This is a genomic window from Acinetobacter sp. UBA1297, from assembly GCF_002307755.1.
GTDB lineage: Bacteria > Pseudomonadota > Gammaproteobacteria > Pseudomonadales > Moraxellaceae > Acinetobacter > Acinetobacter radioresistens.
On record NZ_DBUF01000026.1, the window covers coordinates 150,547 to 168,602 of the forward strand.

Sequence of the window (18,056 nt, forward strand, 5' to 3'; positions counted from 1 at the left end):
TAAAAAAACCAGATAAGTATAATAACACTTATCTGGTTTAAATGCTGTCAATTAACGAGTGCGTGGGCAGATCTCGTTGTCAGCAAAGAAGTAAGCAGTTTCACGCTCAGCAGATGCAACTGAGTCTGAACCGTGAGCAGCATTTTCATCAATAGAAGTTGCGAAATCTGCACGGATAGTACCAGGAGCTGCTTCTTTCGGGTTAGTGGCACCTAGAATGTCACGGTGAGCAAGCACTGCATTTTCACCTTCAAGTACAGATACAACTACTGGACCAGAAGTCATGAATGCAACCAGGTCACCAAAGAAACCGCGTTCTTTATGTTCAGCATAGAAGCCTTCAGCTTCAGCTTGAGTCAGGTGTTTCATTTTAGTTGCAACGATTTTTAGGCCAGCTTTTTCAAAACGAGCAAAAATATCACCGATGTGGTTTTTAGCTACTGCATCTGGCTTAACAATAGATAGAGTACGTTCAACTGCCATGATTGGCTCCTTAACTGAAAATTTAAACGTCAAAAAATTTGGCGCATTATACCTGAGGTCATACGCGATAAGCAGCTTTGAATATGTAAAAAGTTTAGGTTTTTTTAGCTATTTTTAGCGGACTTCATCAATCCAGGCCATTTGAATCGCTTCAAGTAGTCCTTCATTTGATTTTTCTGGATTATCACTAAACTCAGGTAATGCACAAACCCAGGCATGCAGGTCGGTAAAGCGTACCCATTGTGGGTCCACTTCAGGGTGTGCTTCAGAGAGCTCAATGGCAATATCAATGGTATCTGTCCAGCGTAAACCCATAATCCAAGTTTCCATCATTTATTTACTGTTACGCTACTTTATCAATTCCGTCTGGGTAGAGATAGCCTGGAAATAAAAACTTATAACTTAAAGTATAAGCTCAAACCAGGGAGCACAGTAGATCAATACTCCTGCAACGCCCGCACCCAGAATAGCGCCAACCAGTACATCACTCGGATAATGCAGCCCTAGAACCATGCGTGAAACAGCTACCAGTACCGTAAAAGGCAGCATAAGTATCATAAGTACAGGCTGTACATAGCCCAAACTTACCGTCGCCAATACTGCATGTAGCGTATGTCCTGAAGGAAAGCTGAAGTGATCCAGAGGGCGCTCACCCAGAATGATGACCTGATGTACCTGATAAGGTCTGGGTCGAGTAGTTTTACATTTTAAGAACTTATAGAGACCTGTTCCAAGCAGCCCACCCAATGATAAATAGATAATTTGCAGACTATAAGCCAATCCTTTAAGCATCCAGACAGCTGCCAGCATTACATACCAGAAAGCTCCATCGCCTAGCCGGCTGATTATTTTGAAAAACAGGGCTATACGCTGTGAATGGGAAAAGTGATTAAGATATAGGCAACCTTTTAAATCAAGGTCTAATATTCTAATTTTGGCATTTCTAAATCTCATTATTATTCTCCTCTTTAGAAAAAGGATGCTAGGTGGTCATGACGGACTCCTGCACGACTTGGTAGAGCGCCTGCTCAAGCTGTTGTACTGGCTGCTGCCAGCCTGCATGCTGAACCCGCTTGCGGGCGTTTAGGCCCATTGTTCTTAAAACAGCATTCTCAGGCAGGTTCTCAATTGCCCTGCTTAAATCATTTATATCTTTTAAAGGGCTGAGCCACCCCGTTTGCCCGTGTTCAACATATACATGGGCACAAGCATAATCATAAGCGATTACAGGTAAACCGCTAGCCATTGCTTCTAAAACTACATTTCCAAATGTTTCGACCTGGCTGGCAAAAGTAAATACATCAGCACTGGCGTATGTAGTCGCCAATACTTCTCCACTTAGATTACCAGTAAAGATCACATTCGAATTCTGGACCATTTTTTGTAAGCGTAAACGGTCCGGTCCATCGCCAACAATGACTAATTTAGGTGATGACTCTTTATTGCTATAGAGCCGTGCATGACTTTCAATCAGCACATCTACTTCTTTTTCAGGAGAAAGCCGCCCCACATATAACAGAACTTTCGTATCGGCATTTACTCCCCAGCTTTTGCGCAACTGCTCAGAGCGTTTCTCCGGATTAAATTGTTGTGGATCTACTCCACGCGCGATCACTTTTAAAGGGCAAGAGACCCCCATATCTTTTAGCAACTGCTCGGTATCCTTGCTGGGTATACAGGTCAATTGGGTACTATTATGAAACCAGCATAAATATTTCTGGACAGGTTTCACCAGAAAAGCCAAATCAAAGAAACGGCTAAAATCCTGAAAAGGAGAATGAAAACCGCTTGAAACAGGAATACCAGCTGACTTTGCCGCCTGTAATGCTGTTAATCCTAGCGGCCCTTCTGTCACAATATGCACCACATGAGGCTTGAAATCATCTAGTGCCTGGGAGACCTTTAAATACTGGGGCCAGCCAAAATGCAGTCCCGGATAGCGTGGAATCGCTTGCGAAACCACCAGACATTCCCGGTTGGGAGTAAAATGTGGACATGTCTGATGCTGATGTGGCCGGATGAGTAAAATTTTATGGCCTTGCTGTTGCAGACCTTTACAAAGCTGTAGCAAAGATAAAGCTACGCCATTAATTTCGGGTGGCCAAGTTTCGGTGACCAAGGCAATTTTCAGGCGTGGACGGACTATTCCCTGAATCAGCTCAACTTCAGAGGTAGAATTAAGCTGCTGGTTTTTAAAATAGAATCTGAAATTTTCTGGAAAATCCTGCTGCTTGAAGGCTGTAGCGTATGGATTAGACATACGTCACCTGACTGATCTAGTTATTCTCATATATTCACTATAGAAGTCATGCTTGACAGAAATATGATCAGGTCATGACAGTTTTCTGACAGCTCATATAAAAAGCACGCCGAAGCGTGCTTTTTTCACTGATACACCCTAGTGTTTTAAGCTTGACCTTTTAACTTGGCATAGTCTAAAAGCACATTTGCAGCTTCAGAAACGAAGGTTTCTTCCTCGGGTAATGGTGGACGTTGAGTAGCTTTCATCTTGGCACGTGATTCTGCTAATGCTTCCAGTGAAGCCTGATAGCTTTCCCAATTAGCATAAGGTTTTTGGCCTGCGATTTGGCGACGGGCATTTTCAGCAGCCAAGGTTTTCTGTTCAAGATCCTTTAACTCAGCCTTGCGTTGATCAATGTCCAGCGCAAGCTGTTTTTTCTCTTTGCCGGCCTGAGAGATGGCTTTACGTTGATCCAGATACTTAAATTGTGGATCAAGCTTTACGCGCTGGCTGGATAACTGGGCCAGTTGGGCAACATAAGGCTGAATAGATCCTTCACGCTTGAAAGGTGCAGTTGGAATAGTATCCCACTTTAAGGCATTTTTAGCTTTACGCTCGCCAAATTCCTCATCATAAATATCGACCAGTTTAATATCAGGAATGACACCCTTATTCTGGGTACTGCCACCTGTAACGCGGTAGAATTTACGCTGTGTCAGTGTAGCCTGTCCATATGCCAGAGTATCCAGCTGCACTTGAGCAGTCCCCTTACCGGTGGTAGTACTGCCAATTACAATACCACGCTCATAATCCTGAATAGCTGCTGAATAGATTTCACTTGCTGAAGCAGAAGCCAGATTGACCAGTACCGCCAATGGGCCGGCATAGGTTTGTAATCCACCATCATTATCTTCAAAGACGCTGACATTACCGTTACCATCACGGATTTGCACTACCGGGCCTTCCTTGATGACCTGACCCAGCATACGTGCGACTTCTTCTAGTGAGCCTCCAGGATTATTGCGCAGATCAATAATTATTCCTTCTACATTTTTAGCAGAAAGTGCACGTAATGCATTATTGGTATCCTCTGAAACCGAGCGATACTCCGTACCTGCACGACGTGCGCGGTAGTTCAGGTAGAATGACGGAATTTCAATTACACCAAACACATGTTTTTTACCATCACGGTTGATTTCAACCGTCCGTGAACGGACTCCTGCATCTTCTTCCTGAATGACATCACGAACTAAAGTGACGGTACGGGCCTGTCCCATTGAAGCTCCACTACCTAAAAGCTTTAAGGTTACTTTGGTGCCACGCTTGCCTCGAATCAGTCCAACAATTTCTGCACTTGGCCAACCAATGACGTCAATCATTTTGCCGCCATCTTGTGACACCCCGATAATTCGGTCACCAGATTTCACTTGTCCCGATTTACCAGCCGGACCACCTTCTACAATTGTTTCAATTTTAGTGTAGTCTTCATTACCACGTTCCGGCCGGATTGATACCCCGATGCCTTCAAGCTGTAAAGTGGTCTGACGGTTCAGCTCCATTGCATCAATTGGCGGAAAATAGTTACTGTGCGGATCATAAGTTGCCAGCATAGCATTCAAGGTTTTGTCCAGCACATCGTCACTCTTAATGCGACTGATACGTTCCAGCTGACGGGTATAACGTTTGGTGAGGGTCTGAACCGGGGACAAGTCCTCAAAACTGGAAAGATCCTGACCGTTTGCCAGCTCCGGGTTATCTTTAATCGCTTTTTGCTTGGCCAGTTCTTCTTCTTTAGTGATAGTCAGGTTAATCAGCTGGGACACCAGCATTTTCCGCCAAAAATCTTGCTGCTCGGCAGTTGTTTTAAAATAAGGTGCCTTCTCTCGGTCCGTTTCAATGAAGACATTCGGCTGCTTCAAATTCTGCGGTTTCTTGAGTTCATTAAGCATGAACTGGTAAAACGCAGCTAGACGCTGACGGTACTGTGCATGAATTGTATAGGGACCTGACAGGTCTCCCGCCTTTAAGGATGCGCCAAAATTTGAGCCGTATTTATTTTTATATTGCTCGACTTCCGGCTGTAGAAATAGTGAATGGTCTGGATCAAGACTGTCCAGATACATCTCCAGAATCCGATTGGATGTCTGGGCATCAAGACGCATATTTAAGTAATGCTGACGGTCTACCAAAGTTGCCAACTGACGTGAAACCAGAGCCTGTTCCTGGGTCGGCTGAAGCGATACAGAAGAAACAGCCGTTTGATTGGTTGCAGCAGTTGCCTGACTAATGGCATGTGAAAAGAACAGTCCCCCAGTTGCCACTGCAACTGCACAAGCGAGCATTTGAAGTTTCATAAATAATTAATACTTCCTTGGATATTCCCAATTACACCACGATGTTTCCGAAATGAACAAAGCGAATTCAATATCTTAAACAGGCCGAAAAGTTGTATCGTGTAGTTTTATCATATTCTGTACCCACAAAATGTAGCAAAACATTGCTGAATTCAGGTATTGTTTTAATTAAAGATCTTAATACGGAACCCCATATGATTGGCGCACTAATGCTCGATATCGCCGGTACAACCCTGACCTTAGAAGATATTGAACTATTAAAGGCTCCGCAAGTCGGCGGCATGATTTTATTTTCAAGGAATATTGAGTCTCCTGAACAGGTCCGTACGCTGACTGATCATATGCGCCTGATTCGTCCAGATATTTTAATTGCGGTAGATCAGGAAGGTGGCCGGGTACAGCGCCTTAAAACCGGCTTCACCCTGCTACCTGCCATGGGCCGTTTTGGTGAAGTGTATCAGCAGAATCCGGAAGTCGCTCTGGACCTCGCAGAAAAATGTGGCTGGCTTATGGCAACTGAAGTTCTTGCTGTAGGGATCGATTTTAGTTTTGCGCCCGTGCTCGATATCAATGCCATTAGTGATGTCATTGGTGACCGGGGCTTTGCTTTGACCCAGGCTGATATTATTCCTCTTGCACACGCTTTTATTCAAGGTATGCACCGTGCCGGTATGGCCACTACAGGCAAACATTTCCCAGGCCACGGTAATGTCAAAGCAGACTCTCACGTGGCCGCTGCCATTGATAACCGTAGTTATGATGAAATTTATCAGAATGACATGCAGCCCTTTATTCAATTACAGTCCGAACTGGATGCACTCATGCCGGCTCATGTGGTTTATGAGCAGGTTGATTCTAAACCAGCCGGTTTTTCCGAGTTTTGGGTACAACATATTTTGCGTAAAGAACTTAAATTTGATGGTGTATTATTTTCAGATGACCTGACCATGCAGGCCGCTTGTGTAGCTGGTGGTGCTGATGCGCGTATACAAGCTGCACTGCAAGCTGGCTGTGATATGGGTCTGGTTTGCAATGACCGTACAGCTGCCCGTCTGGCACTGAGCGCTATTCAGGATTTCCCATTACCAGACCAGCAACGCCTGGAACGGATGCGCGGTAAAATTCCAGATATTTTACCTAAATCAGGACTTGAACTGGGTACCGAATGGCAACAAATCAAACAGGAAATTGAAGCATTTAAAGCCAATAGCTGCCATTAAGCGGTTAAAGTCAAAAGAGCATTACACATGCTCTTTTTTCTTATATAAATAGCAACTGATTAAAATAAAAATGAGGATTTATTCATGACACGAGAGCTGTCTAGACACCGGCATATTTCTTTTACTGCTCATTATACTGGTTATATTTGGTATCAGATGGGAATTTCACATCCTGAACTTGCTACGTCCAAGGGTAAAAGTCTGGCGATGCTGGTTAAACCGGTAGAAAGCTGGGCAGAGAAATTTATAGGCGCCAGTATGCGCAGTTCTTTGAAACAGCGTCATGAAATGCTAGATGATGCGCTTAAACAGTTGCTTGAGCAAACACCAGATTTACAGGTTCTGGAAATTGCCTGTGGATTATCACCACGTGGTTGGTGGTTTAGAAAACATTATCCACAAATCGACTATCGTGAATTGGACTTGCCAGCAATGGCACATATCAAGCAACAAGCACTACAGCAGATTGACCCTAATAGCCCAGAAGTTTTATCTGTTGATTTATTTAGTGAAAATTTTAAACAGGTTTTTGAAATTTTTGATCCTAAACGTCCCTTAGTCGTTATCAGTGAAGGATTAGTCAACTATTTTGACCTAGCTCACTTAAAACAGCTGATCAGCAATATTTCTCTTTATGGCAGTAAGTTTAGAACATTACATTATCTGACCGACCTTTATCCCCAGCCCCAAGGCAGACGTCTGGCAAAGGTCATGTGGAGCAGCAGTAAATTATTAAAATGGATGTCACGTAGTGCTTTTACTTTCCATTTTCAAAATCCGGCTGAAGTGCAGCAATTTATACAGAACGCAGGTTTTGATGAGGGCGAGGTTATTCAACCTGCAGATTCTCTTTATTCAAAAGGCTCCAAGCCGGCTCAAGAGGCCCGGTCACACGATATTGTCTGGATGGTTCATGCACAAAAAAAACAGCGTATATGACGCTGTTTTTTTAATATTTTAAATCAAGCTAAAGTCATGGCTTCCTGCTGACAGGCAATAAAATGAAGTAAACGTTCTGCCAGTTCAAAACTGCCATGCTTGAACAGTGCACGTATACCCTGCTGTTCTGCTTCAAAAATCAGACACTCTATTTGAAACACTCCCTGATCATCTTCAAGGTGAAGTGCCAGATCACGTGGATATTGCTGTATCAGGCTTAGTTGCTGCGGGTCAGGAATTTTTAAATACACACCAAAAAAGCTGATGTCAGAAATATTCACTTGAAATTCTACAGGCAGGTAACGGTGTGACAGCTGTGAAAGTTGACCGTACATAGAGATACGTCTTTCTCCACGTCGCTCCATCGTCAGGATTTCTTCACGAGTCATGGGAATAATGCCTTCGAGTCCTTCCAGCACTTCGGCATTTAGGAAGGCTGAAAAGAGACGCATAGTTTCTTTACGCCGCTGTAACTGTGGAACATGGTCAGCATTGGCAATCAGGGCAAACTCCATATCCGGACATTGCAAGGCAAAATATGCGTTTTCATGAGGTAGTGTAAAACTGTCATATTGTCCAGCGGCAACCAGTGTTTTACAGGCAGGAGCAGGAACATGCTGTAATCTGAGTAATCGACTGCAATTAATCGTATAACGCTCACGTTCAGTAGACTGAAACTCAGCCATTTGTCGAAAGAACAGACGTTTGGCAGTAGGTGACATACGGGTCTTGTCTAGCTTGGCATGATTAACCAGATACAGAATCACCGCCTGACCGAACTCTTCCATCCGGTCTTCCTGCATAAGTTTGAGTGATTCTTCTAAAATCATGCGCCAGCTTTTCCGGGTTTTTTGCATTACGCCCATCAGAATCATACGCTCTACCAGTTCAGGTCGCTGCTCAGCAAAATAAGCTGCTACTACAGATCCGAGGGACATCCCCATAACTGATACTTTTTCCAGTCCCTCAATGTCGAGCCATCGACCGAGCATAGCCGCCAGGTCTGGCAATTCCAGACTTCCGGCAGACACACCGCTGTCATGATTCACAATTTGCTGGTTAGCCCCCATAGAAGGTAAGTCAATCAGAATAATGGGACCACTAGCAAAAAGCTGTTCAACACAATACTTGTAGGAATTGAAATTCTGAAATGCTCCACCCACAATAACGATAGGAGTTTTATGCACTGTCACAGGTTGGGCGATAGCCATATACTCAACTTTCCAGCCGTCAATCCAGGTCATGCGTGGAGGTTGTTTAAAAATATCCTTATGGTAAAAATCAAAAAAATGACGGTGTTGCTTCCCTTCGGCATCCATGTCCAGTTGGATAATGGAATTCATACTTCCTCCTCAACGCTTGCTTTATTTTTTATTGTGCAAGTCGGTTTTTAAAACCAAGGTATTCCTCTACCTTTTATAGACGTTTTGTTTTCTATAATTTTTTATTCATTTTATAGAATGCATTTCATAGTATACAAATGCTTTATTTTTGGGCAACTGCTTTCGTTACCGTTCATCTAGTTTTAGCGCTGAAAGTATTTCCAAAACTTTTTTATACTGCACTACATGACAGTTTTTTTTGAGACAAGCCTTCATTGCGCAGGCGGAGACTGTTACTATCAAAGAAAATTCTGAGTGATCAAACCGCTATGCACAATTCGATTGAACAGTATATGCAAACGGTCGGACAACAGGCTCGTCAGGCTTCGCGTCTGCTGGCCAGTGCTTCTACCGATACTAAAAACAATGCCTTGTCCGCAATCTACACAGCGCTTGAGAACAGTGAAACACAAATTCTCACGGCTAACCAGATGGATATGACCAAGGGCCGTAACAATAATTTGGACAGTGCACTGCTCGATCGCTTGGAACTGACTCCCAGCCGTTTCAAAGGTATGCTGCAGGGTTTAAAGGATGTCATCGGTCTGGTAGATCCGATTGGTGAAATTACTGATATGTCGTATCGTCCCTCAGGCATCCAGCTCGGTAAAATGCGTGTGCCCTTAGGCGTAGTCGGTATGATTTATGAATCCCGTCCGAATGTTACTCTGGAAGCTGCTTCCCTTGCGCTTAAATCAGGTAACGCCATCATTTTACGTGGTGGCTCTGAAGCATTCGAATCAAATCAGGCGATTGCAGCGGCTATTCAACATGGTTTAAAAACTGCCGGACTGCCCGAACATGCGGTTCAGGTACTGGAAACCACCGACCGGGCTGCTGTAGGCCAACTGATTACCTTGACCGAATATGTCGATGTTATTGTTCCACGTGGTGGCAAAAGCCTGATTGAACGAATCACAGAAGAGGCACGTATTCCTGTGATCAAGCATTTAGACGGTAACTGCCATGTATTTGTAGAGGCACAGGCAGATTTGCATAAAGCCTTGCCAATTGCTTTAAATGCAAAGACTCATCGTTACGGCGTATGTAATGCCATGGAAACCCTGCTGGTCGATGAACAGATTGCTGATGACTTTCTACCCCATATTGCCGAGCTGTATCAGGAAAAGCAGGTTGAGCTACGTGGCTGTCCTGAAACCCGTCGTATTTTGGGTACTTCAGTCAAGGCCGCCACTGAAGAAGACTGGTACACTGAATATCTTGGGCCAATTCTGGCAGTAAAAGTCGTGAGTGGTATTGATGAAGCAATTGAGCACATCAATAAATATGGCTCGCATCATACTGATGCCATTATTACTGAAAACTTCTCTCTGGCACGTAAGTTTCTGGCCCTAGTAGACTCAAGTTCAGTGATGGTCAATGCATCGACCCGTTTTGCTGACGGCTTTGAATATGGTCTGGGTGCCGAGATCGGCATTTCAACTGATAAGATTCATGCCCGTGGTCCGGTGGGCCTCGAAGGGCTAACCTCACAAAAATGGATCGTTTTAGGTGATGGACAAATCCGTCATTAATTTCCTGTTTAATTAGGATTACCTGTATACAAATCCTGATGTTTAGCATCAAACTCTGGTGCTAAACAGCCCAAATACTCCAGAATTTCTCTTTTCAGTCTAATAATTATAAAAACAAGGAGATGGATATGTTCTTTTATTTAATGTTGAGTACTTTCATTTTAGCACTGCTGGTTTCCTTCATTGTGATGCGAATTTTTTCCAGCTCTATTAATACTATTTTAGCCCGTATCATTCATGATCCTATTTATACAGCTTGGGCCAAATATACAAAATTTGCCGGCATGGTCGTAGGTACCTCTTCCGGAGTTCGCATCTACGATATGGAAAAATATATTAATCCTGTCAACTACGGCCCCAAAGATGAACATTTTATTATTGAATTGACGAATGAGCGCTGGTTTCTGGAAATTTACCGGACAATTATCGAAACTCTGCAAGGTTTAGCCTGGATGATGCTGGTATTTTTCATGGTGGCACTAATTGCCTATGTTCTAGTGAGATGGGCCGAGATGAAATATAAATCTCAGGGGCAAGAGTAATAAATAAAGAAATGAACTATAGATGAAATTTGCAACGATACTTTAGCTTTGCGTAAAACCGAATATGATTTTTTTATTCCTGTGCTACGCTATAACAATTAACTGATTAATATTAAATATTATTGAATAGACCATCCATAGTGCTTAAGTCTAATCGGCTAAAGTCTAGGTTGGACAGAAAAAATACACGTGTTAAAACATACTCATGATCTCTAGCCTGTACACTGGTTCAAGATCAGAGGGACAAGATTATTTCAATTAGAATTCGGGTATCCAACGTGTCTACATCAGTATTAGTCATCAATTGCGGTTCTTCATCTATTAAATATGCCTTAATCTCTGAGCAGGCAAAAGATCGTATCTATGGTTTGGCAGAAAATCTGGGCTCTGCTGATGCACGCATCAAAGGTGTTACCATTGGTGGACAACCACTTGAACTTTCGATCCCTCATGCTGATCACGAACAGGCACTAGAAACCATTTTAAGCCGCCTGTCACAATACAAACCGCAAGCAATTGGTCACCGGGTAGTTCACGGCGGCACACTAACCAAGGCCGAACTACTGACCGATACGATTGTAGAACGTATTCGTGAAGCAACTCCGCTCGCACCATTGCATAACCCGGCTCATCTGGTAGGTATCGATGCCACCATGCGCCTGTTTCCCGAGCTTCCTCAGGTTGCAGTTTTCGACACTGCTTTTCACCAGACAATGCCGGCGCATGCTTATCGCTATGCCGTACCAAAATTCCTATACACAGAACATAATGTCCGTCGCTATGGCTTCCATGGCACCAGTCATGCTTACGTTTCTGAGCGTGGTTCAGAACTGGCTGGAAACCTTAAACAAGGGGGCTGGCTAACTGCACATCTGGGTAACGGCAGTTCAACTTGCGCCATTTGGAATGGTCAGAGCGTAGATACATCAATGGGGCTTACCCCTCTTGAAGGTGTAGTAATGGGCACACGCAGTGGCGATGTTGATCCAAGTCTGCACAGCTTCTTAGCAGCCAACCTTGGCTGGGATGTCTATAAGATTGACCGCATGCTAAACAAGGAAAGTGGCCTGCTGGGCTTATCTGATCTTTCTAATGACATGCGAACTTTAATTGAAGCTTCTGAACAGGGCAATGAAGATGCCACGCTGGCAATTGAAGTATTCTGTTACCGTCTTGCCAAATCTCTTGCTGCCATCAGCTGTGGTCTGCCACGTATTGACGGACTGATCTTTACTGGGGGTATTGGGGAAAACTCAGCTTATATTCGTGAAAAGACGCTCTCCTATCTGCCACACTTTGGCTTCAACTTAAATAAAACCCAAAACAATGAATTAAAACGTGGTACTGAAGGTCGGATTGACCAAGGCCATGGCCCACAAATATGGGTGATTCCAACCGATGAAGAGGCACGTATCGCCCAAGAAACCCGTCAGGTAGCTGCACAGACGAGTTTACTATCAAAAAAGTCTGAACTTGCTGTAGAGCCTGCTTAATTGCGGGCTTTAACCTCCTGTGATTTATATTTTGTTTAATTTTTTAAGGCTCCTATGAATACAATTCTACTGATTCCAACTGGAGAAGGTGTCGGTCTGACTTCAGCCTGCCTGGGAATGATCTATGCACTGGACTGTAATGGTATTAAGGCAGGATTTTTAAAACCTTTTTCTGAATCTTTTCAGGAAAATGATCAGAACCGTACCACTAGCCTGTTTGAACATTTATTCCAGACCAGTACGGTTGAACCGATTGCATATGAAAGAGTTAGCCAGCTGATCGCACTGGAAGAAATGGATGAACTGCTTGAAGAAGCAGTCAGCCTGCATCGCAGTGTTGCCGCCAAACATGATGTGATTATTGTAGAAGGCTTACTGCCAAATCATGAGGACCAGTTTGCAGGTGAGTTAAATGCCGCCCTTGCACAGGCACTAGATGCCAAGGTAATCCTAGTCAGTACTGCAGATGTACAGAATCCGCGTAAAACTGCTGAAAAAATTGAAGCACATCTACGCCAGTTCGGTGGCGCTGCTTCAGAGCGTACGGCAGGTGTGCTGTTCATGCGGACTAAAGGCTTACCTGAAGAAGTTGCACAGATTCCGGTGACCATTGACCCTTCACTGCGTTTAAGTGCAGAAATTGCAACCTTCACGATCGAGCTGCAAAAATATAACCGTTATTTAGGGACTGCTGACTTACCGATTATTGGTCTGGTTCCATTTAGCAATACCCTGAGTGTTCCACGTACACTGGACATTGCCCGTCTGATTCAGGGCGAATGGATTCATCAGGGAGAAGCACGGCAGCGTCGTATATTACATAGCAGCCTGATTACCTCAAGTATTGAATATGAGCTGAACAAATTTGTTGCCGGTGAACTGATTATCAGCGCTTCCGAACGTACCGATGTACTGCTTGCCAGCAGTTTAGCTACCAGTCATGGTATACCGCTAGCAGGCCTGGTACTAACCGAGCGTCAGGCACCCAATGCCCAGATTCTGAATTTCTGCCAGAATACTATCAAACAGGGACTGCCCATTTTACATACGCAGCTGACTACTCTGGAAACAGCACAGCGTCTGGCAAATCTGAGTAATGAAATACCGGTTGACGATACAGAACGTGCCGAGCAGGTTACCCGTTTTGTCTCCAGTCATATTGATCTGGACTGGCTGACCCAGCAAATCAATGGCAATGCAACTCCCCGCCTGTCCCCTTCAGCTTTCCGGCATGAACTGGTCCAGAAGTCGATTGCTGCGAAAAAGCGCATCGTTCTACCAGAGGGTGATGAACCTCGTACTATTCAGGCTGCAGCGATCTGCCAGTCTCGCGGAATTGCTCACTGTATTTTGCTAGCCAAACCAGAAGCAGTTTTAGAAATTGCCAAAGCCCGTAATATTGAATTACCAGACGATCTTGAAATCATTGATCCGGATACTATTCGTAGCCAGTACATTAGCAGTATGGTCGAGCTGCGAAAAGGCAAAATCAATGACATTCAGGCCAAAGAACAGTTACAGGATACTGTAGTGCTGGGCACCATGATGCTGGCACTGGATCAGGTTGACGGACTGGTTTCTGGGGCGGTACATACCACGGCTAATACAGTGCGACCGGCATTTCAGCTGATTAAAACAGCTCCAGAATATTCGCTGGTCTCTTCAGTATTCTTTATGCTGTTACCAGATGAAGTCTATGTATATGGGGATTGTGCTATTAATCCCGATCCAGATGCCCAGCAGCTTGCTGAGATTGCCATCCAATCCGCAGATTCAGCCAGGGCCTTTGGTATTGACCCGCGTATTGCCATGATCAGTTACTCAACCGGAACCTCAGGTACCGGTGCCGATGTTGATAAAGTTCGTGAAGCAACAGAGATTGCCCGTCAACGTCGCCCTGATCTGTTGATTGATGGTCCTTTGCAGTATGACGCTGCGTCTGTTGAAAGCGTGGGCCGCCAGAAAGCACCTGAGTCACCTGTAGCAGGGCGCGCCAATGTCTTTATCTTCCCAGACCTCAATACTGGCAACACAACTTACAAGGCTGTACAGCGTGCTGCAAATGTCGTAAGTGTTGGCCCAATGCTGCAAGGACTGAACAAGCCGGTAAATGACCTGTCACGCGGCGCTTTGGTTGATGATATTGTTTTTACGATTGCTTTGACTGCCATTCAGGCAGAACAACAGGCGACAGTATAAATTTTTAAATAAAACAGCCCCAGTATTTCAATTGGGGCTGTTTTATTTTGCTCTAAAAACACTTTCCTTTACATTAACTGGGCCAACCATATGGTATGTCGGGCGCAGTCAGGATCTTCAAACCGCATATTTACCACCCTAAAACCGAACGTCTCAAACAGATTCTTATATTCATCGGGGTCCAGACTTGCATGATATAAAACCTCACCCTGCATTTCCCCTAGAGCTGTGCCATGACTCGGACCAGTGGTTAACATTAATGCCGTACCGGTTTTTGCATGTTTCTTAAAAATATGAAACATTGCTCTCTGGTCATTATGAGTCAAATGAAAAAAGCTGTCCCAAGCGATAATGCCATTAAAGCTTTGCTTCAAATCCAGTTGACGCATATCAGCTTCTAACCAGTTATGCTCAGGAAAACGGTTCCTAGCTATTTCGAGCATGGCAGCTGAACTATCTATACCTGTAATTTGACATTTTTTTGCAGAAAAATATTGAGCGGTTGGTATACCAGCACCGCAACCCAGGTCAAGAATAGACGATTGCTCAGGAATCAGATTTAAAAACTGTTCAAGCCAGACTTGTTCATAAAAATGCTGGGAGCGTACCTTATCCCATTCGATCGCATATTTTTTATAGATCGGAATAATATTATCTGCATATTGTTGATCTGACATACCTGATTATAGTTTTAAAATTCAGGAAAAGAATAGCAGAATGCCAAGAGAGATTACAGGCTAGAAGCAGATGAAGAAGAGAACACTCTAGAAAGAAGATAAAGCTTAGGCTTGATCTTCTAACTGACCATAGAACCAGGTTGCAGCAATAAATATCATAAATACAATAACCATGAGAATGCTAGATACTGTCATTGTTGATGACTCTATGTAGTGGATACCGGCATTATGCGAAAGTTTTATGACAACTTTATGACAATTTTCTTAAAACTTATATTACTAAAATAATTTTATATAAATCAAATAATAATGACTAACAACCCTTGATTTTCAGGTTATGTAACTATCCCCCGAGTGCCATATCACAGAAAATGCATTTAAACGACCTGCCAAGAATTCATTTTATGCCATCCTGCGCTACCTTTCTTTTTACTATTAAACTTTCGCCCAAAACCTTGCCGGAAATACCCACAGCGGATGCTTTTTGTCTTATAATTTTGGCCGCTAGCTAACAGCCCGCTCAAGAGACATTTGATATGACAACTATTATCAAGCAAGACGACTTGATCACTTCGGTCAAGGATGCGCTTCAGTTCATTTCGTACTACCACCCGCAAGACTTTATTCAGGCAATGAGCCGTGCGTATGACCGTGAAGAAAACCAGGCTGCTAAAGATGCAATTGCGCAGATCCTGATCAACTCACGCATGTGTGCTGAAGGTCATCGCCCAATCTGTCAGGATACAGGTATTGTCAATGTATTTCTTGAAGTGGGTCTGGATGTTAAATTCGATTTAACCATGAGCCTGGACGATGCCATTAATGAAGGTGTACGTCAGGGTTATTTGGAAAATACCAATGTCTTACGTGCTTCCGTTCTAGCTGATCCGGCATTTGGTCGCAAAAACACCAAAGATAATACCCCGGCAGTGATTCACTATAAACTCGTTCCGGGTAATAAAGTAGATATTACGGTTGCAGCAAAAGGCGGTGGTTCAGAGAACAAATCTAAACTGGCAATGCTCAATCCATCTGACTCAATCGTGGACTGGGTTTTAAAAACTGTCCCAACTATGGGTGCAGGCTGGTGTCCTCCTGGAATGCTCGGAATTGGTATCGGTGGTACTGCTGAAAAAGCCATGATGCTTGCTAAAGAAGCTCTCATGGAAGAAATCAATATGGATGAGCTGCTACGTCGTGGCCCACAAAGCAAGATGGAAGAGCTGCGTATTGAAATCTTCGAAAAAGTTAATGCCTTAGGTATTGGTGCACAAGGTCTGGGCGGTTTGACTACAGTACTGGATATCAAGATCAAGGATTATCCTTGCCACGCTGCTGGCAAGCCAGTAGGCATGATTCCAAACTGCGCCGCGACCCGCCATGCACACTTTACACTAGACGGTTCAGGTGTAGCGCATATTCAGGCGCCGAGCCTTGAAGACTATCCTGCTGTAACTTGGGATTCCTCAACTTCTAAACGTGTTGATCTCGACCACATTACTCAAGAAGAGATGAATTCCTGGAAACCGGGCGATACCCTACTTCTTAATGGTACAATTTATACTGGCCGTGATGCTGCCCATAAACGCATGGTTGATATGCTGAACAACGGCGAAGAGCTTCCTGTTGATTTAAAAGGTAAGTTTATTTACTACGTTGGTCCGGTAGATCCTGTAGGCGATGAAGTGGTTGGTCCTGCCGGTCCGACAACAGCAACACGTATGGATAAATTCACCCGCCAAGTGCTAGAAGCAACTGGTCTCTACGGTATGATCGGTAAAGCAGACCGAGGTCCTGCTGCGGTTGAAGCGATTAAGGATAATAAAGCGACTTACCTCATGGCAGTCGGTGGCGCTGCATATCTGGTTTCTAAAGCTATTCGTGAAGCAGAAGTGGTGGCTTTTGAAGACTTAGGGATGGAGGCAATCTATAAATTTGTGGTAAAAGATATGCCTGTATCTGTAGCAGTCGATGTAAACGGCACTTCAGTGCATGCAACTGCACCTAAAATCTGGCAAGCTAAAATTGGTAAAATCCCGGTGGTGGATGCTGCTGCGGTTTAAACTGGTATAAATTAAAAAAGCATCCAATCATGGATGCTTTTTTATTTTTTTAATTAAAATATTTTCTCTAATCCTGTGCTTTTATTTGCTTAGTTAGATATTAAGAAAAGAAAACTAATTTTACCAAGTTAAAGGATTCCAGAGTTTAAAACGCTTCTTTAAAGCCAGCTCTTCACCTTCTTCATAATTTTGTTTGACAATTTTACGCTTGGGTTCAGTTAATTTACCCTGTGCATCAGTAAAAGCAGCGAAATTAAGTCCGGGACTTTTAAGCTGGGTAGTGCGAATTTCACGGAGTCCCTGTTTGACAGGCATTTGTATTAATGGTCCTGCGCGCAATAAACCAAGATTATGGTCAGGTGAGCCCCGAAATTTCTCTTCTTCATACTTCAGAAAATACTGCTGACCAGCACTCACTTTAAAGTCAGCCACTATCGGCTTTTGAAAATGTATTACGCCTAAGGGCCGGCTAATAGTCAAGCGGTAATGACCCTCGGCCAGTTCCAGCCAATAATAATGATTACTGATCAGACTCGGAATACGCTCACCATTCAGAAAAAAATTAGGTGCTACTACTTCCTGCCGGTTCCAGCGGCTATCCGGACGGTACAGATATACCACTGCAGCTTGCGGATGTTGGGGCTTAACTCGCTGAAAAAGCTGTCCCGGTTTCTGGTTTACCCAGGAACCAACTGAAAACATTCCAACCCGGTGCTGCTCTAGCATAGAAGGCGACTGACTCAGATCTATATTTTTTAACGTAGAGACCAAAACCGGAGTTGGAGGCGAAACAGGTCGAGTATGACATCCCCATAGCATTCCGCTACCAAGTATTGTCAGCAATAAATAGCGCATAATTATCCCTTACCATGTTTTTCTTGTTTTAAATTTTTATCATGTTGCATTAACATTCTATTGAGCTTAACA

At 43.8% G+C, this 18,056-nt stretch carries 15 protein-coding genes; 7 read left to right on the forward strand and 8 right to left on the reverse strand.

Translation table 11 applies throughout. From position 1 onward, the window contains the following. Nucleotides 1-51 precede the first annotated feature (51 nt). From ndk to B3R63_RS11160, 5 genes are all read right to left on the reverse strand, one after another. On the reverse strand, nucleotides 52-483 hold the full coding sequence (gene ndk / locus B3R63_RS11140) for a nucleoside-diphosphate kinase (RefSeq protein ID WP_151838580.1): 432 nt from the start codon (nucleotides 481-483) through the stop codon (nucleotides 52-54). A 114-nt stretch (nucleotides 484-597) separates the two neighbouring features. Then, nucleotides 598-798 (reverse strand): Fe-S cluster assembly protein IscX, encoded by a 201-nt coding sequence (gene iscX / locus B3R63_RS11145; protein ID WP_005023385.1) that lies wholly within the window; start codon nucleotides 796-798, stop codon nucleotides 598-600. Nucleotides 799-885: 87 nt separating this feature from the next. Further along, entirely contained in the window at nucleotides 886-1,437 is a 552-nt protein-coding gene (locus tag B3R63_RS11150; protein ID WP_005023384.1) for a phosphatase PAP2 family protein, read from the reverse strand. A 28-nt stretch (nucleotides 1,438-1,465) separates the two neighbouring features. Next, complete coding sequence (locus B3R63_RS11155; protein WP_151838581.1) at nucleotides 1,466-2,743, reverse strand: glycosyltransferase family 4 protein; 1,278 nt, start codon at nucleotides 2,741-2,743, stop codon at nucleotides 1,466-1,468. A gap of 146 nt (nucleotides 2,744-2,889) precedes the next feature. Continuing rightward, complete coding sequence (locus B3R63_RS11160) at nucleotides 2,890-5,079, reverse strand: carboxy terminal-processing peptidase (RefSeq protein WP_005016527.1); 2,190 nt, start codon at nucleotides 5,077-5,079, stop codon at nucleotides 2,890-2,892. 194 nt (nucleotides 5,080-5,273) lie between these two features. Between B3R63_RS11160 and nagZ the strand changes: the two genes are divergently transcribed. Continuing rightward, nucleotides 5,274-6,299, forward strand: coding sequence for a beta-N-acetylhexosaminidase (nagZ, locus tag B3R63_RS11165; RefSeq protein ID WP_151838582.1), 1,026 nt, complete (start codon nucleotides 5,274-5,276; stop codon nucleotides 6,297-6,299). A gap of 84 nt (nucleotides 6,300-6,383) precedes the next feature. After that, nucleotides 6,384-7,238 carry a class I SAM-dependent methyltransferase gene (locus tag B3R63_RS11170; protein WP_151838583.1) on the forward strand — a complete coding sequence of 285 codons (855 nt, stop codon included), beginning with the start codon at nucleotides 6,384-6,386 and terminating at the stop codon, nucleotides 7,236-7,238. Between the two features lie 23 nt (nucleotides 7,239-7,261). Here B3R63_RS11170 and B3R63_RS11175 read toward each other — a convergent pair whose 3' ends face one another. Next, the gene (locus B3R63_RS11175; RefSeq protein ID WP_151838584.1) at nucleotides 7,262-8,581 is read right to left on the reverse strand and encodes an alpha/beta fold hydrolase; all 1,320 of its coding nucleotides are present in this window, start codon (nucleotides 8,579-8,581) and stop codon (nucleotides 7,262-7,264) included. Nucleotides 8,582-8,889: 308 nt separating this feature from the next. On the opposite strand from B3R63_RS11175, the gene B3R63_RS11180 reads away from it, so the two are divergent. The 4 genes from B3R63_RS11180 (at nucleotide 8,890) to pta (ending at nucleotide 14,389) form a co-directional block, all read left to right on the forward strand. Continuing rightward, the gene (locus tag B3R63_RS11180; RefSeq protein ID WP_005405421.1) at nucleotides 8,890-10,155 is read left to right on the forward strand and encodes a glutamate-5-semialdehyde dehydrogenase; all 1,266 of its coding nucleotides are present in this window, start codon (nucleotides 8,890-8,892) and stop codon (nucleotides 10,153-10,155) included. Nucleotides 10,156-10,283: 128 nt separating this feature from the next. Continuing rightward, nucleotides 10,284-10,697 carry a hypothetical protein gene (locus B3R63_RS11185; RefSeq protein WP_005016539.1) on the forward strand — a complete coding sequence of 138 codons (414 nt, stop codon included), beginning with the start codon at nucleotides 10,284-10,286 and terminating at the stop codon, nucleotides 10,695-10,697. Between the two features lie 278 nt (nucleotides 10,698-10,975). Next, a complete protein-coding gene (locus tag B3R63_RS11190) occupies nucleotides 10,976-12,190 on the forward strand; it encodes an acetate/propionate family kinase (RefSeq protein ID WP_005016542.1) in 1,215 nt (404 codons plus the stop codon). Between the two features lie 54 nt (nucleotides 12,191-12,244). Continuing rightward, nucleotides 12,245-14,389, forward strand: coding sequence for a phosphate acetyltransferase (pta, locus tag B3R63_RS11195; protein ID WP_151838585.1), 2,145 nt, complete (start codon nucleotides 12,245-12,247; stop codon nucleotides 14,387-14,389). Nucleotides 14,390-14,457: 68 nt separating this feature from the next. Here the strand turns inward: pta and B3R63_RS11200 are convergent, their stop codons facing one another. Continuing rightward, nucleotides 14,458-15,066: a class I SAM-dependent methyltransferase gene (locus B3R63_RS11200; RefSeq protein WP_151838586.1), complete on the reverse strand. Its 609-nt coding sequence runs from the start codon at nucleotides 15,064-15,066 to the stop codon at nucleotides 14,458-14,460. A 536-nt stretch (nucleotides 15,067-15,602) separates the two neighbouring features. Here B3R63_RS11200 and B3R63_RS11205 point away from each other — a divergent pair. Then, the gene (locus B3R63_RS11205) at nucleotides 15,603-17,129 is read left to right on the forward strand and encodes a fumarate hydratase (RefSeq protein WP_005016550.1); all 1,527 of its coding nucleotides are present in this window, start codon (nucleotides 15,603-15,605) and stop codon (nucleotides 17,127-17,129) included. Between the two features lie 120 nt (nucleotides 17,130-17,249). Here B3R63_RS11205 and B3R63_RS11210 read toward each other — a convergent pair whose 3' ends face one another. Further along, nucleotides 17,250-17,984 (reverse strand): DUF2846 domain-containing protein, encoded by a 735-nt coding sequence (locus B3R63_RS11210; RefSeq protein WP_151838587.1) that lies wholly within the window; start codon nucleotides 17,982-17,984, stop codon nucleotides 17,250-17,252. Between the last annotated feature and the right edge of the window lie 72 nt (nucleotides 17,985-18,056).